Below are 15,312 nucleotides of genomic sequence, written 5' to 3' on the forward strand. Positions count from 1 at the left end.
ACGGTCTGGGGCGACCGCTACAACACCACGGTGACGGTCAGCGGCGCCAGCAACTGGACCGTGGTCGTCGCCGTCACCTCACCACAGTCGATCAGCAGCACCTGGAGCGGCAGCGCCAGCCTGAGCAGCAACAACACCGTACTGACGATGCGCTCCAACGGCAGCGGCAACAGCTTCGGCTTCACCACCATGATGAACGGCAACTCCAGCGCCCGACCACAGGTCAGGTCCTGCACCGCCGGCTGACATCCCGCCAACCGGCCGACCTCCGCGCTCGGGACCGGGCGGGGAGGTCGGCCCCAGCGTACGAGGCGGGAAAGCGCGCGCGCCACGACGCTACCGGGATATCTTGGCCGCCATGGACGCGGTCGTCGACCTTGGCTGGGGCCAAGCCCTCCGGACACTCCTCGACCGCGGCCACCTGGTGGCACCGAGCCGGCTGGCGGAGATGGTGGCGGAGGCGGTGGCTCCGCTGGGGTTGCGCAGCACGATCTGGCTGGTCGACTACGAGCAGCGCTCGCTGCACGCCCTGTCCGTGCCCGGCCGGGAGACCCCCCGGCCGATCCGCGTGGACGGCTCGCTACCGGGCCGGGCGTTCACGTCCGTGGCGTCCCTGCACGCTGCCGGCGACGGCGCCCAGGCCGGCCGGTGGTGGGTACCCGTGGTGGACGGCACCGATCGACTCGGGCTGATCGAGTTCACCCCGGAGCGCGAGGTGGACCGGGAGGACCGCTACTTCGTGATCCGGTGCGAGCTGCTGGCCGGTCTGGTGGGCCACCTGCTCGGCACGGTCATCACGGGCGGCGACAGCATCGAACAGGTACGTCGTACCCAGCCGATGTCGATCGCCTCCGAACTGTTGTGGCAACAACTGCCGCCCCTGACGTCGAGTACCGAGGCGGCCGTCGTGGCAGCGGTCCTGCAACCCTGCTACGACATCGGCGGTGACGGCTTCGACTACGTACTCGAGGACACCACCGCATATCTGCTGGTGCTGGACGCCATGGGCCGGGGCCTGAGCGCCGGGCTGGCCTGCGCGGTCGCCCTGGCGGCGGTCCGGGCCACCCGCCGGGCCGGCCGAGGACTGTACGACCAGACCCGCGCCGCCGACGCCGCGCTGCTCGAACAGTTCCCGGACGCCCGGTTCGCCACCGCCGTCCTCGCCGAACTCCAGTTGGAGACGGGACGGCTGCGCTACATCAACGCCGGCCATCCGGAACCGCTGCTGCTGCGCGGTGGGCGGCTGGTACGGCAACTCTCCGGCGGCCGGCGCATGCCGCTCGGCGTCGACGACCCGTCGGTGGAGGTGGCGGAGGAGACACTCGAACCCGGCGACCGGTTGCTGCTCTACACCGACGGTGTCACCGAGGCACGTGCCGCCGGGGGTGAACGCTTCGGGGTGCACCGGCTGGTCGACCTGGCCGAACGCCACGCGGGAGCCGGCCTGCCGGCACCGGAGACGCTCCGGCGCCTGGCCCACACGGTCGTCGCCCACCAGGCCGGGCCGCCCACCGACGACGCCACGCTGGTGCTGGTGGAATGGTCTGCCACGGCCGCGCGCAGAACCGTGCCGGACGCCAGCCAGCGAACCCATGAGGAACAATCATGACAAACGAGATCCTGACGGTCAGCCGCGTCGACGCGACGGCACCGGTTCCGGTCCTGGCCGCGGTGGGCGAGATCGACCACGACAGTCGCGACGTCCTTCGCGAGGCCGCGAACCTGGCGCTCGGCGACGACGGAACCCGGCTCGTCCTCGATCTCGGCGCCGTCTCGTTCTGCGACTCCGGGGGCCTGGGCCTGTTCCTGGAACTGCACCGGCTCACCGCGTCGCGCGGCGGCTCTCTGCGGTTGGCCCGGGTCCCGCGGCCGGTCCAGCTGGTACTGGACGCGACGAACCTCGATCGGCTCCTGCACCTGGACCCGACCGTCGAGGACGCGCTCCGCGCGCTGCGGTGACGGGGACGACCGTCGTCGAGTGGCAGACGGCCAGGGTACCGAGAGTGACGTGTACGGCACGCCCGCCGGGTGCCGACATGTCAAGATATCGACGTGCTTGACGATGTGGTCCTGGTCGACCCCTGGTGGGACCTGCGGGGACCCGGCGATTCCGAGCAACGGCAGGTCCAGGAGATCAGTACGGAGCTGGTCCAGGAGACATCGCGCGGGCACCCGCTGTACGGGGTGGCCTTCACCGTCGTCGGACGGTCCGATGCCACCGACGACGTACTGCTCAAGATCGGCGACCGGTGGGCACTGGTTCACCTGACCTGGAGCGGATCGGCGGAACTACCGCCCTGGCCGAGCTGCGCATTCTTCGATTCGGCCGCCGACGCGCAGCGGGTCATCGCGCTCGGTTGACTGGAAGCGGGTGGGACCGGTTCAGGCCGACCTACGCTCCTGACCGGCACGGCCGCAGACGGCCGACGCGGGAGCGGGCGGCACGGGTCAGGAGACTTCTGCCGTGGGACGCTCCGCTCTATACTCTGCGCGTCGTACGCCCGCGTGCCGGGTCTGCGACCGGCGTTCTCCGAGGGGAGCGACTCTGATGGATCTGCACCGGCTCGTTGGTGAACATGTGTCGCGCTTCAACACCAGCGTCGAGTCCGGCAACTTCAACACCCTGGTCGACTCGTTCGCGGAGAACGCCACGATGTCGTTCGAGGACATGCCGTTCGGTCCGTTCCGGGGCAGGAACGCCATCGCGTCCGCTTACCACGCCCAGCCACCTGACGACACCATCGAGGTAGTCGACGTCCGGCAGGAGGGAACCGACCGGGCGCGCGTCGAGTACGCCTGGATGTCCCGTCCGGACGCGGGTCGCGGCGAGATGCTGCTGAGTTGGGGGCCGGACGAGCGGGTGACCTCGCTGGTGGTCCGGGTGTCATAAGGCTGCCCCTCGTCAGCCCGAGGCGCGCCCGCCCACACAGTCGAAGGCCCAGAAGGCGTCGGAGTACACGAAGGTGCCCGTCATCCATTCCTCGTACGAGGACAGTTTGGCGACCTGGAAGACGCCGGGCGAGTAGCGCAGCGTGGGCGGGCGAAAGCCACACTTCGTGGCGTCGACGAAGCCGCGCTTGCCGTAGTAGAGCGGTGAGCCCTCCAGGAACACCAGCGGGATGCCCCGACCGTCAGCTTCGGCGAGAGCGTGCGCCACGAGCCGAGTACCGACTCCCCGACGCTGGAACTCCGGCAGCACCCCGAGGGGCGACAGCGACATCACGTCCACGAGCCGGGGCAGGGCGTCCAACCGGCAGGCACTGAGCAGCACATGGCCGACAACCCGCTCGCCGACGGTGGCGACCAGCGACAACGGTGCAAGCGATGCCTGACCGGCGCGCAGCGCATCGACCAGCGCAGGAACCCGTTCGCCGTCGCCGAACGCCTGCCGGTGAACGTCCCGCACGGCCTCGTGATCTTCGGCCCGTTCCTGCCGGACCACCGGCTCGACAGATCCGCCGTGAAGGTCATCCCCTGAGTTCACGGCGCCAGGCTAGCCCCTGGAACGATCAGCCCGCGACGCGATTAACCCAGGATCTGATCCTGACGATTCAAGCTCCGCAGTACCGTGACGGTGCCTCCGGCGTACTCGGAGAAGATCTCGCCGAGGACGCGCAGTGCGTCTGCGGCCGACCCGTCGGCCTCGCCCAGGTTGTAGGAGCAGGTGACGAGCGTCTTCCAGAGAGCCCAGCCGCGCCCACGCGCCCAGGTCGCATCATCGACGGCCAGTCGCTCCCGGAACGCGTGCCGGCCGTCGGCGGTCAACAATGTCCAGGCAATCGCCAGGTCACAGGCCGGATCGCCGACCCCGCACGTCCCGAAGTCGATGACGGCTGCCAACTCGCCGTCGCTGAGCAGGAGATTTCCCTGGGCGACGTCGCCGTGGAACCAGCTCTGCACACCGTCCCAGCGAGCGTCGAGCGCGCTCTGCCAGATCTCGCGGGCCAGGTCGACGTCGACATGGCCGTCGAGTGCCGTGAGCGCGCGCTGCGCTTGCCCGTCGTAGGTGCGCAGCGCGCCGCCCCGGTACCAGTTGTGCAGGCCGGGCCGTGGACCGTCGGTGGGGTCGACGCTGCGCAGGGCCGCCAGGAACTCGGCCAGGTCGACGGCGAACCGGACCGGGTCGGCGATGCGGTCCGCGCGCGCAGGCTCGCCGTCCAACCACGGGTAGATCGACCACGAGTACGGGTAGCCGCGGCCCGGTTCCCCTTTCGCCAGTGGTACCGGAATGGGCAGCGGGAGCTGAGGGGCGAGTTCCGGTAGCCAGCGGTGTTCCTTCTCGACCGCCAGGGCGTACTCGGAGGCGCTGGGCAGGCGCACCGACCGTCGGGAGCCCAGGTGGAAGGTCCAGTTGTCCCAGCCGCCTTCCGCCACCGGCCGGACCGGCAGATCGGCCCACCGGGGGAACTGGTCGGCGACGAGCCGACGTACCTGTTCGGCGTCGACGGCGATACGCCGCGGCACGGGACCGAGATCCGGCGTGTCGCTCACCGGAACGTCCTCATCTGACACAACAAGCCGTACCCCCGTCGCTACTGGCGTTTGACGAGCCTACGAACCCGCCCCGCCATCGGCGAACCGAACACCAGGACTCCCCCGATGCTCCTCCTGGTGAAGGTAGCCTTCGATTATCTCGGACCGGAAATCCGACCGGCGCCGATCGCGGACGTCCAGGCAATCGCCGAACTGCGAGCCGTGCTGCGGCAGGCGGGGCTGGTGCGGTTCGGGCGGCAGGACGAGCAACGGGTGCGGGGGGACGTACAGGTGACAGCGGACCATGCGATGTACACGCCCGAGTTCTTCGCCGATCCGCACCCGGCGTACGCGCAGCTCCGTGAGCAGGCGCCGGTACAACGGCTGCGCAACCCGAACGGCCTGGAATACTGGCTGGTCACGAGGTATGACGAGGCACGCGCGGCGTTCGCCGACGGCCGGCTGTCGAAGGATCCGCGACGCGCCTGGGATGCGCTGCGCGCGGCCGGGGTGGTCAGCGGCGAGCCGGGCGAGGCGACGTTCGACCTGCACACCACCGACCCGCCGGAGCACACCAGGCTGCGCGGGCTGATGGGTCGGGCGTTCACGAGCCGACGGGTGGCCGGGCTGCGGGAGCGGACCCAGCAGATCGCCGACGAACTGCTCGACGCCATCGCCGAGCGGCAGACCGCAGACCTGATCGAGGACTACGCGTACCCGTTGTCCCTCACCGTCATCGCCGAGCTGCTCGGGGTGCCGTCGATCGACCATGGCCGGTTCCGGACCTGGACCATCGCGGCGATGCACCCGCCGTTCGTGACCGACGCCCCGATGTCCAGGGAGGAGGGGCGCCGGCTCCTCCGGGAGTACGTCGTCGAGCTGGTGGCGCAGAAGCGTGCACAGGCCCGTACCGGTGGGCAGGACGATCTGCTGACCGCGCTCCTCGCGGCAGGCGACGACGGCGACCAGCTCACCGCAGCGGAACTGGTCGCTCTCACCCAGCAACTGCTCTTCGCCGGCCACGAACCGACGACCAACCTCATCGGAAACGGCATGGCTGCGCTGCTCCGGCACCCTGATCAGCTAGCCACGCTGCGCGAGCGGCCGGAGTTGCTGCCCGCCGCGATAGAGGAACTGCTGCGCTACGACGGCCCTACCGCACGATCCTCGCCGAGCTATGCCGTGGATGACTTCACCATCGGTGACACCGTTGTTCCGGCTGGAAGCATCGTGATCGTCGGGATCGCGGCGGCCAACCGCGACCCACGCCGGTTCGCCGAACCGGACCGGCTGGACATCACGCGCGGCGACGACGACCGGCACCTGGCCTTCGGGCACGGCCTGCACCGCTGTCTGGGCGCAGCACTCGCCCGGATGGAGGGGTCTGTGGCGATCGGTACGCTGCTGGATCGGTTTCCCCACCTCAGCCTCGCGTGCGCCCCGGAGGAGCTGAGCTGGCTTCCCTTCCCGGTCTTCCGTGGGCTGGCGACCCTGCCCGTCCGGGTTGGCTGACGCGGTCGCAGGGGTGGGAAGCCCGTACGCACGGCTGATCGGGAAGCGCCGGGCAGGTCGCGCACCGTCACGACGCGTTTCGGATGGCGAAGGTGGTTCAGGCCGCTTCGTCGGCGTGTCGGGCGAGAAACTCGTCGATCGCCTGGCGGATGAGGCCCGAACGACCGCCCTTGTCGGTGCCCGCGAGCGCGTCCAACCGGCGCACGGTCGCGGAGGGAAGCCGGATCCCGGTCACGATCATCGGTACGCTGTCCGGACTCGGGGTCGGCCCCAGGTCAGGTCCCCTGGCCGCGTCGCGTAGCAGTTGCGAGATGTCTCCGCCCCGGTCGAAATACGCCACCAACTCTTCGCGGCTCATCGTCCGCGGGTCTCGGTTCGCGGTCATCGCGTGCCCTCCATCCACTGCTTGACCTCCTCGGGCGTGGCGGGTCGTACCGCCAGGATCGCGTAGCTGTTGACCTTCCCGACCCGCTCGCAGAGCACGACGATCACCCGCGCGGTGTCAGCCAGGCCGGCTACCGCCAGCAGCAACGTCCCGATGTGGTTCTCGATCCGTTGCGGCGAGTAGAGCGCCTCGATCGACTCCTGCTCGGAGACGCCGTGCCGGGCCGCGCTGGCCTTGCCGGCTTCCGTCCACCCGTACTCCCGCTCCGTCACCATGTCAGCGTACAACGCGTAAAACGTCAGCGGGAGGTTACGGGTCACGACACCGCCCAGGTTCAGCGGCTGGCTACGGTCGCCCGAATACCCGTCACCACCAGAACCCGCCTTACTCCATCTCCGGCCATCACCCCCGCCCAGTAGACGACACTGCAACCAGCCAACTACATTTAGTAACTACTGCGGCTTCCGGGATTGCCTGCGATCGGCGCAGTGAGCGCCGACCTGATGCCGAGAAAAGACCTTGCGCTCCAGCCAAGGAATTAGGGACGTCTGACGGGAACCTTGTCGGGAAGCACGCCTGGCGTCGGCGCACGAAGCAGCACTTGACGACTCGCTGTTCTTGCATAAGAGACAATTACTACAACTTCGCTGAACGACCTGTTTCATGACAAGAGGCTAGCCTGAGATAGCGCCCACTTCGCCACCCACGGAGGGGCCACCCCTCGCAACGCCGTGACAAGCTCCAATCGCGGAATGGGACGGATAGCACGCAACTCCTCCGCAGCATCATTCCTCGCATTGGACGTCGTCATCTGTAGCTTGACTGCCTGGAACAGAAGGTCGCTCGACAGGAGCTCCAGGAGCAGTCGTCAGACATCCGGGTAGTCACGCTGGCGCCTAGCTAGGTCTACGAATCTGCGCCACTGGCGAGGGCCGAAGGTCAGGGGCGGCCCCTGCGGATCCTTGCTGTCCCGTACGAGGACGCGGCCCGGGAGATTGTCGGCCACCTCGACGCATTGTCCACTCTCGCTGCGTGACTACTTGTACCAGTTCGGAGCGGTATTCACGTCCATTCCTCAGTCGTCCTCATGATCAGGTCTAGGCTTTGGTTACCGGGTAGAGCGTAGTCCCGGATAGCCTCCCAGGCCCCCCTCAAGGTCCGTCGTGGCATCCGGGCTATCGACCACGCGACCCTTCAGGTGCCCTTCCAGGAACCCGACCGACCGGCCGTCCACGGTCGCAACCACCAGTGGCCCGTCCAGCCCAACGTAAGCGCCAGCGTCGAACGGGACGACCTGCACCCGAACGTCGGGATACTCGCACGCCGCCACCAGAGCCTTCAACTGGTCGCGCATTACCTCCGCGTTCCCGACGCAGCGCTGCAGGACACCCTCGTCTATCACAGCTACTAGCTGACAGGGATTGGGCCGGCGACACAGGACCTCTTGTCGACTGAGCCGCGTCGCCACTATCGCATCTATGGCATCCGGCTGTATGCGGAAGCCTGCCAGGATGGCCCGAGCGTACGCCTCGGTTTGCAGAAGGCCAGGGACCAGCAGCGGTTGGTAGACCCTGAGGAGGCTTGCCTGCTGCTCGTGCTCGTTGAACGGTCGGTACCAGACTGGAACCAGTTCGTCCTTCACGAACATCCGGTAGAACTGCATGAACGTGGTGCCGAACGCGCGATCAACGGCTGTCAGATAGTCCGGGAGCGCCGGCCTCTCACCACGCTCCACCGCACCGACATGCTTCGGATTGAAGCCCTGTCACCGCCGGGACTGGCGCCGACTCTGGCGGTATTGCCGGTGCGGCTACCGGTGGCGCTGCCCGGACTCGGTCGAGCTGACGCCGATGCCCTATCAGCCGGCGCCGCCACCGCCACTCTCCCGCGCCGACTGTCGGGCCGCAGTCCGGACGGCAAGGCCGGAGCCGGCCCGCGCGGCCGTACCTCCGGCGCCGAGCCGTACCAGGGCGACCAACCGCCGCCACGGCTGGGACGCGCCCCTGCACGCCCGACGGGCCAACCGGGCGGGCGACGGCGCGACTCCGGTACGGCAACAGCGCTCCGGGCGCGGCACCAGGCGCCCTGGTGTGAGCCGTGATCGGGCCACAGGAGCGCTGGTACCGGCACATGCGCCGGAACCCGCGGCGCTACCCGGCCGGCCGGCACAGCCCGGCTACGACGTACCAGTGTCAGACCTGCCGCGACCCGTGGCCGTGCGCCCCGGCCCGCCTCGCCCTGCTGGTCGGTTTCAAGGGTGATCGGGTGGGGCTGATGATGTACCTCGCCGCGCCTTGCCCGCGCGCTGCAAAGCGCTGCCCGACACGCACCCCGCGCTGATCGCCGGCCAGCTCTTCTACTGGGTGCCCCGGCGCCGCTGACCCGCCTCGTCGCCCCCGGCCCGCCCCGGACCACTCACCCCTGGTCCGGGGCGGGCCGCTTGGCGCAGCACGGCATGGCATGGCATGGCATGGCATGGCGCGGGCAGGCCATACCTCCGATGTATGTGGGCGCTCTCCACCAACGACCCGCCGGCAGAACATCGCAGCAAGGGATTGACGGATGCAAGACATCCAATGTTAACTGCAAATCACAGACCTGGGTCGATGGTTACCCGGAGGTCAACGCGACCTCGGGGCGGCTCACCAGCCCGGTCCGTCTCGACGTCGCTCCCCGTTTTCGGCGGATGGGGAGCTGCACCGGCCTCCGGGGCGCGAGACATCATCCCACCGGACGATCTAGAAGGGGATCGTGTCGATGAAGGTGAGTACGCCGATCCGCGTCATGCTCGCCGCCCTGCTCACCGGGGGCCTGGCCGCCACCGGTACGGCCTCCCCGGCCGTCGCGGTGCCCACCGACGCCGCGTTCAGTTCGAGCACCGGCGCGCTGAACGTCAACTATGCCAACTACCTGTCGAAGCACGACATCGTCTACAACCGGCCGAACACCAACCCGCTGCACGGGCTGACCGTCGGCAACGGGAAGACCGGCGCGATGGTGTGGAGCCAGAACGGCCTGTCGATGCAGGTCTCCGGAGTCGACCTGGCGCAACAGTCGACCTACGCGGCCGGCAACGTCAACCTGTTCAGCAACCCGCAACTCGACACCGGTTACACCACGTTCCAGCAGCGGCTGTCGCTCTACGACGGCACGCTGACCACGAGGTATGACAACAACCGCACCGTCACCATCATGGGCTCGCCCAACTCCGAGGTGATGGGGATCCACGTCGAGGACAGCCGGCCGGGTGTCACCAGCGTCGGGCTCGACCTGAGCCTCTGGGACCTGAACAGCGTCCAGAACATCGCCGACGTACCGAACCTGACCACCTGGCGCACCGCGAGCACCTTCGCGGACTCGACCGGGGTCGGGATCAGCCGGGGCCAGGCCGACCCGAACAACTTCGGCTACACCCTGGCGGCCACCGTCGAAGGCGCGAGCTACACCTCGCAGACGGTCAACGGCACCCGGGTACGCCTGAACATCACCCCGACCAGCAGCTACACCGTCTGGTTCACCGCCGCCTCCCGGATCAACTCCCCCGGGCAGAACTCGGTGCAGCAGGCGCGCAACCAGCTCGCGGCGGTGAAAGCCACCGGCTACAACACCACACTCAACAACTACCGCAACTGGTGGCACAACTTCTGGGCCAGGTCGTTCGTGCAGTATTCCAACGCGGGCGGGGACGCCGACTACCTGGAGAACGTCTACTACCTGGCCACCTACATGATCGCGGCCGGCGGCTTCGGCAACTACCCGCTGCACTTCATCAACGGGGTGTTCCGGGCCACCCAGGACAACTCCAAGTGGAGCAACGGCTACTGGTACTGGAACCAGCGCGACGTCTACAACTCGTTCCTGGCCAGCAACCACGTCGACCTGATGGCCGGATTCAACCGGCTCTACAGCCGCAACCTGGCCGCGCTGAAGTCCTACACCACCACCCGGTACGGCAGTGACGGGCTCTGGGTGCCGGAGACGATGGGCTGGGACGGCAACGCCCGGGGCACCATCAACAGCGACTACGTCAACGACCTCTACTCCACCGGGACCGAGGCCGCCTACAACATGTACCTGCAGTACCGGTACACCAACGACGAGAACTACCTGCGGAACACCGCGTACCCGTACATGCGGGAGGCGGTGAAGTTCTACGAGGACATCCTGAGCCGGGACTCCTCCGGCCGCTACTACATGGCGAACTCCAACGCCCACGAGACGTACTGGGACGTCCGCAACGCCATCACCGACCTGGCGGCGGTACGGCTGCTCTTCCCGCTGACGATCCAGGTCAGCCAGCAGCTCGGGCTCGACTCCGGGCTCCGGGCCAACTGGCAGAACATCGTGAACAACCTGGCGCCGTACCAGATCTCGAACGGGGCGTACCTGCCGCACGACCCGCCGTCGTCGCCGACCCGCAACGGCGAGAACGTGGCGCTGGAACTCGTCTGGCCCTACGACCTGACCGGGATCGGCTACCCGGACTACCAGACCGCGGTGAACACCTGGAACGTCCGGCCGCACCCCTACGGCAACGTCTGGGCAAACGACCATGTGCACGCCGCCCGGCTCGGGCTCGGCAACCAGGCGTTCCAGGGCATGAAGACGATGCTCCAGAAATACCAGAACTACCCGAACGGGATGACCAACAACACCAACGGGGTCTTCGAGTACCTCGGCATCCACCTGGCGGCGATGAACGAGTCGCTGATGCAGTCGTACAACGACAAGATCCGGGTCTTCCCGGCGGTGCCGACCGATTCCAGCTTCGTCGGCAAGTTCACCCTGCTGGCCAAGGACGGCTTCCTGGTCAGCTCCGAGCGGGAGGCCGGCGAGATCAAGTACGTCGGGCTGCGCAGCCTGCACGGCAAGCAGGCCCGGGTGGTGAACCCGTGGGGCAACCAGGAGGTACGCGTCCGGCGTACCTCGGACAACGCCGTGCTGACGACCAGCGCGGCCGGCGAGATCACCTTTGCCACGGCGGCGAACACGAACTACGTGGTGGAGCGGACCGGCAAGCCGCTGTCGAACTACTCGGCGACCACGCTGACCGGCAGCGCCAACCAGGGCGCGAAGGCGCTCTCCGGCACCGCCTCGACGCTCGGCCTCGGCGGCGGCCCCGGCAATCCGGGCGGCGGCGAACTGGTCAACAACACCCTGCTCAGCTACGACGCCAACTGGCACCTCACCACCGCACGCGGGTACGGCGACTACAACGACGACACCCACCACAGCACCACGGTCGGGGCGACCGCGTCGTACACCTTCACCGGAACCGGCGTCGAATACCTCTCCGAACGCTTCAGCGACATGGGCAACGTCGACGTCTATCTCGACAACGTGTTGCAGGCCAACCTCAACCTGAACGCCTCCGGCGCCCGCCAGGCCCAGCAGGTCGTCTGGCGCAGGACCGGACTGTCGAACGGCCAGCACACCATCCGGATCGTCAACAAGACCACCTCGGTCGGCATGATCGACGCGCTCCGGATTCTCACCGGTGGCACCCAGCCGAGCGGCGCGGTGGCGCTGCGCGCCCAGGCCAACGGTCAGTACGTCAGCGCCAGCAACGCGGGCGCCGGCAACCTGATCGCGAACGCCGCCGCCGTCGGCTCCTGGGAGCAGTTCGACCAGGTCGACCTCGGCGGCGGCAACATCGGGCTGCGGGCCAGGGTGAACAACCAGTTCGTCTGCGCGGAGAACGCCGGGGCGAACCCGCTGATCGCGAACCGGCCCTCGGCCGGGGCGTGGGAGACGTTCGCCCTGGTCCGCAACCCGGACGGCTCGGTCAGCCTGCGGGCCACCGTGAACAGCAGGTACGTCGTCGCCGAGAACGGCGGCACGGCGGCGCTGGTCGCCAACCGGGACTCGATCGGCCCCTGGGAGAAGTTCGACCTGGTTCCCGCCTGACCGACCACGGCCGGACCACTTCCGGGTGTGCGGAAAGGGCCCCTTCAAATCGCTTTCGGTAGCTGCGGTGGCCCTTCCCCACACCCCATCCCCGTCGCGCCGGGCCGCACCTGCCCGTCACCACCCCTCGAATCGCCGGAGCACGCCATGAATCGAAGAACTCCCGCACGTCGTACCGTCGGCGCCGTGGTGCTGGCCACCGTCGCCGCGCTGCTGCCACCGCTGGTCGCGGTCAGCGTCGCCGCCCCGCCCGCGACCGCCGCGCCGCCGCCGACCACCCAGTTCGAGAAGGTCAAGCTCGACGGCGGACTCTCCATGGGCGAACCGATCGAGCTGTCGGTGCTGCCGGACGGCAAGGTGCTCTACATCAACCGGGGCACCAGCTCCGGCGGCGGGCAGGTCCGGCTCTACAACCCGGCCACCGGCTCGACCAGCGTCGCGCTGACCCTGCAACTCGACGCCCGGTTCGAGGACGGGCTGATCGGCATCACCCTGCACCCGCGCTTCGCCACCAACCGCTGGGTGTACCTCTTCTACTCGCCGGTCGCCGACCCGCTGGTCAACCGGATCTCCCGGTTCACCTTCAACCCGAGCACGCTGCAACTGGGCGGCGAGACGAAGCTGATCGAGTGGCCCACCGAGCGGCGGCTCTGCTGCCACTCCGCCGGCTCGATGAGCTGGGACAGTCAGGAGAACCTCTACTTCGCGGTCGGCGACAACACCAACTCCGGTGGCGACTCCGCCGGGATGGCGCCGATCGACGAGCGTCCCGGCCGCGACCCGCAGTACGACGCGCAGCGCACCTCGGGGAACACCAACGACCTGCGCGGGAAGATCAACCGGATCCATCCGGAGGAGAACGGCAGCTACACCATCCCGGCCGGCAACCTCTTCGCGCCGGGGACCGCCGGCACCCGCCCCGAGATCTACGTCATGGGGGTACGGAACCCGTACCGGATCTGGGTCGACAAGAAGAACGGGAACACCCTGTACTGGGGCGAGGTCGGGCCGGACGCCGGTGCGACGATCACCAACCGGGGGCCGGCGGCGTACGACGAGTACAACCGGGCCACCGCGCCGGGCAACCACGGCTGGCCGTACTGCGGCGGCCCGAACGTCGCCTACAACGACTGGAACTTCGCCACCAACTCCCCGTGCGGCTGGTTCCCGTGTGGCGGCAGCACCGGGCCGGTCAACGACTCGCCGAACAACACCGGGCAGCGGCAGTTGCCGCCGACCCGGGGCGCGCTGGTCTGGGAGCAGCACGGCGGCAGCAGAGAGTGGCCGGCGCTGGACAACCCGGGCGGCTGCGGCTCGCCGAACCACGCCGAGGTCTACCACTACGACCCGAACCTGAACTCCGAGGTGAAGTGGCCGGCGTACTACGACAACAAGCTGATCATCACGGAGTACTGCCGCAACTGGATCAAGGAGGTCCAGTTCGACAACGGCAACCCGCGTACCGGCAACCCGACCGTCATCGAGCCGGTCCTCGCCGGGATGCAGTTCGTGCACCCGATCGACATGGAGTTCGGCCCGGACGGCTCGCTCTACCTGCTGGAGTACGGCAACGGCTACTTCTCCGGTGACGTCGCCGCCGGCCTCTACAAAATCAACTACGTCGCCGGTGGCCGCTCCCCGACCGCCGTCGCCACGGCCAACCGGGACAACGGGCTCGCCCCGCTCCAGGTCAGCTTCTCCAGCGCCGGCAGCTCCGACCCGGACGGCGACCCGCTGACGTACGCCTGGGACTTCGACAGCAACGGCACCGTCGACTCGACCGCCGCGAACCCGACGTACACCTACACCACCAACGGCGACAAGCGGGCGCGGCTGACGGTCAACGACGGCACCGGGCGGTCCGGCACCACCCAGCTCGCGGTCGTGGTCGGCAACAACCGGCCGACGGTGACGCTGGACGGGCTGCCGTTCGGCGGCATGATCTCGTGGGACGAGAACGTCACCTCCACCGCGACCGCCACCGACCCGCAGGACGGCAGCGTGCCCTGCGCCAACGTGGTGATCCGGGCCGCGTTGGGGCACCAGGAGCACGCGCACGAGGAGGGCCAGGGCACCGGCTGCGGCTTCACCGTCAACACCGGACCGGTGCACGCCGGCCCGGACTCGGTGCTCTTCTTCGTGCTCCGGTCCAGCTACACCGACCGGGGCGCCACCGGCGCGGTGCCGCTGACCGGAGAGAAGGAGATCACCCTCTGGCCGAAGCAGTGGCAGGCCGAGCACTACGTCTCGGTCAACGGCCCGCAGGTGATCAACGCCTCCGGCGCCGAGGGCGGCCGACGGCTCGGCGACATCCAGACCGGCGAGTACGTCCGGCACCACGCGGTGAGTCTGCAGGGCATCACCGGGGTACGGGCCCGGGTCTCCTCGGACAAGGCCGGCAACGTCGTCTCCTTCCGGTACGACTCGCCGAGCGGCCCGGAGGTGGCCAGGGTGACCGTGCCGAACACCGGCGGCTGGGACAACTACACCGAGGTCACCGCCCCGGTCAACAAGCCCGACGACGGCACCCACGACCTCTACCTCGTCTTCACCGGCGGCAGCGGCGGCGCCCTGCTCGACCTGGACAGCTACACCTTCACCGGCGCCGGGGTCAGCACCCCGGCCGGTGGCGGCGGGCCGCGTACCGGGCCGATCCGGGGCATGGACAGGTGCGTGGACGTCAACGCGGGCGGCACCGCCGACGGCACCCGGGTGCAGATGTGGGACTGCATCGCGGGCTCGGCCAACCAGCAATGGACGCTGCCCGGCGACGGCACCGTACGGGCGCTCGGCAAGTGCCTCGACGTGGCGGCCAGCGGCACCACCAACGGCACGCCGGCGCAGCTCTGGACCTGCAACGGCACCGGGGCGCAGCAGTGGGCGGCCGGCGCCAACGGCAGCCTGCGCAACCCGCAGGCCAACCGCTGCCTGGACATCCCCGGTTCCAATCCGAGCAACGGCCGGCAGTTGCAGATCTACGACTGCAACGGCACCGGCGCACAGAACTGGACCCTGCCCTGATCCCGACCCGCTGA

The 15,312-nt window shown here is 68.7% G+C and carries 12 protein-coding genes and 2 pseudogenes; 8 read left to right on the forward strand and 6 right to left on the reverse strand.

The window, feature by feature from the left end; genetic code table 11:
• The 5 genes and pseudogenes from V1634_RS31895 to V1634_RS31915 all read left to right on the forward strand — a co-directional run.
• A pseudogene (locus V1634_RS31895) lies at positions 1–246 on the forward strand (endo-1,4-beta-xylanase); the annotation flags it as partial.
• A 112-nt stretch (positions 247–358) separates the two neighbouring features.
• Positions 359–1,609, forward strand: coding sequence for a PP2C family protein-serine/threonine phosphatase (locus tag V1634_RS31900; protein ID WP_331211423.1), 1,251 nt, complete (start codon positions 359–361; stop codon positions 1,607–1,609).
• Entirely contained in the window at positions 1,606–1,959 is a 354-nt protein-coding gene (locus V1634_RS31905) for an STAS domain-containing protein (protein WP_331211424.1), read from the forward strand. The genes V1634_RS31900 and V1634_RS31905 overlap by 4 nt, the downstream gene beginning before the upstream one ends.
• 93 nt (positions 1,960–2,052) lie before the next feature.
• Positions 2,053–2,361: a hypothetical protein gene (locus tag V1634_RS31910; protein WP_331211425.1), complete on the forward strand. Its 309-nt coding sequence runs from the start codon at positions 2,053–2,055 to the stop codon at positions 2,359–2,361.
• Between the two features lie 187 nt (positions 2,362–2,548).
• Positions 2,549–2,890, forward strand: a complete 342-nt coding sequence (locus tag V1634_RS31915) for a nuclear transport factor 2 family protein (protein ID WP_331211426.1) — start codon at positions 2,549–2,551, stop codon at positions 2,888–2,890.
• Between the two features lie 12 nt (positions 2,891–2,902).
• Here V1634_RS31915 and V1634_RS31920 read toward each other — a convergent pair whose 3' ends face one another.
• Both V1634_RS31920 and V1634_RS31925 read right to left on the reverse strand, forming a co-directional pair.
• Positions 2,903–3,442 carry a GNAT family N-acetyltransferase gene (locus V1634_RS31920; protein ID WP_331211427.1) on the reverse strand — a complete coding sequence of 180 codons (540 nt, stop codon included), beginning with the start codon at positions 3,440–3,442 and terminating at the stop codon, positions 2,903–2,905.
• An 83-nt stretch (positions 3,443–3,525) separates the two neighbouring features.
• The gene (locus V1634_RS31925; RefSeq protein ID WP_331211428.1) at positions 3,526–4,491 is read right to left on the reverse strand and encodes an aminoglycoside phosphotransferase family protein; all 966 of its coding nucleotides are present in this window, start codon (positions 4,489–4,491) and stop codon (positions 3,526–3,528) included.
• A 120-nt stretch (positions 4,492–4,611) separates the two neighbouring features.
• On the opposite strand from V1634_RS31925, the gene V1634_RS31930 reads away from it, so the two are divergent.
• Positions 4,612–5,985 carry a cytochrome P450 family protein gene (locus V1634_RS31930; RefSeq protein ID WP_331211429.1) on the forward strand — a complete coding sequence of 458 codons (1,374 nt, stop codon included), beginning with the start codon at positions 4,612–4,614 and terminating at the stop codon, positions 5,983–5,985.
• A 97-nt stretch (positions 5,986–6,082) separates the two neighbouring features.
• On the opposite strand, the gene V1634_RS31935 is transcribed toward V1634_RS31930, so the two are convergent.
• The 4 genes and pseudogenes from V1634_RS31935 to V1634_RS31950 form a co-directional block, all read right to left on the reverse strand.
• Positions 6,083–6,370 carry a CopG family ribbon-helix-helix protein gene (locus tag V1634_RS31935; RefSeq protein ID WP_331211430.1) on the reverse strand — a complete coding sequence of 96 codons (288 nt, stop codon included), beginning with the start codon at positions 6,368–6,370 and terminating at the stop codon, positions 6,083–6,085.
• Entirely contained in the window at positions 6,367–6,642 is a 276-nt protein-coding gene (locus V1634_RS31940; RefSeq protein ID WP_331211431.1) for a hypothetical protein, read from the reverse strand. The genes V1634_RS31935 and V1634_RS31940 overlap by 4 nt, the downstream gene beginning before the upstream one ends.
• A 596-nt stretch (positions 6,643–7,238) precedes the next feature.
• Positions 7,239–7,400 (reverse strand): annotated as a pseudogene (locus V1634_RS31945) (DUF397 domain-containing protein); the annotation flags it as partial.
• A gap of 78 nt (positions 7,401–7,478) precedes the next feature.
• Positions 7,479–8,105: a DUF5753 domain-containing protein gene (locus V1634_RS31950; protein WP_331211432.1), complete on the reverse strand. Its 627-nt coding sequence runs from the start codon at positions 8,103–8,105 to the stop codon at positions 7,479–7,481.
• Positions 8,106–9,127: 1,022 nt separating this feature from the next.
• On the opposite strand from V1634_RS31950, the gene V1634_RS31955 reads away from it, so the two are divergent.
• Entirely contained in the window at positions 9,128–12,277 is a 3,150-nt protein-coding gene (locus V1634_RS31955; protein ID WP_331211454.1) for a glycosyl hydrolase family 95 catalytic domain-containing protein, read from the forward strand.
• A gap of 147 nt (positions 12,278–12,424) precedes the next feature.
• A complete protein-coding gene (locus tag V1634_RS31960) occupies positions 12,425–15,298 on the forward strand; it encodes a ricin-type beta-trefoil lectin domain protein (protein WP_331211433.1) in 2,874 nt (957 codons plus the stop codon).
• The last annotated feature ends 14 nt before the right edge of the window (positions 15,299–15,312 follow it).

It is taken from the genome of Plantactinospora veratri, from assembly GCF_036421995.1.
GTDB classification, from domain to species: Bacteria; Actinomycetota; Actinomycetes; order Mycobacteriales; family Micromonosporaceae; genus Plantactinospora; species Plantactinospora veratri.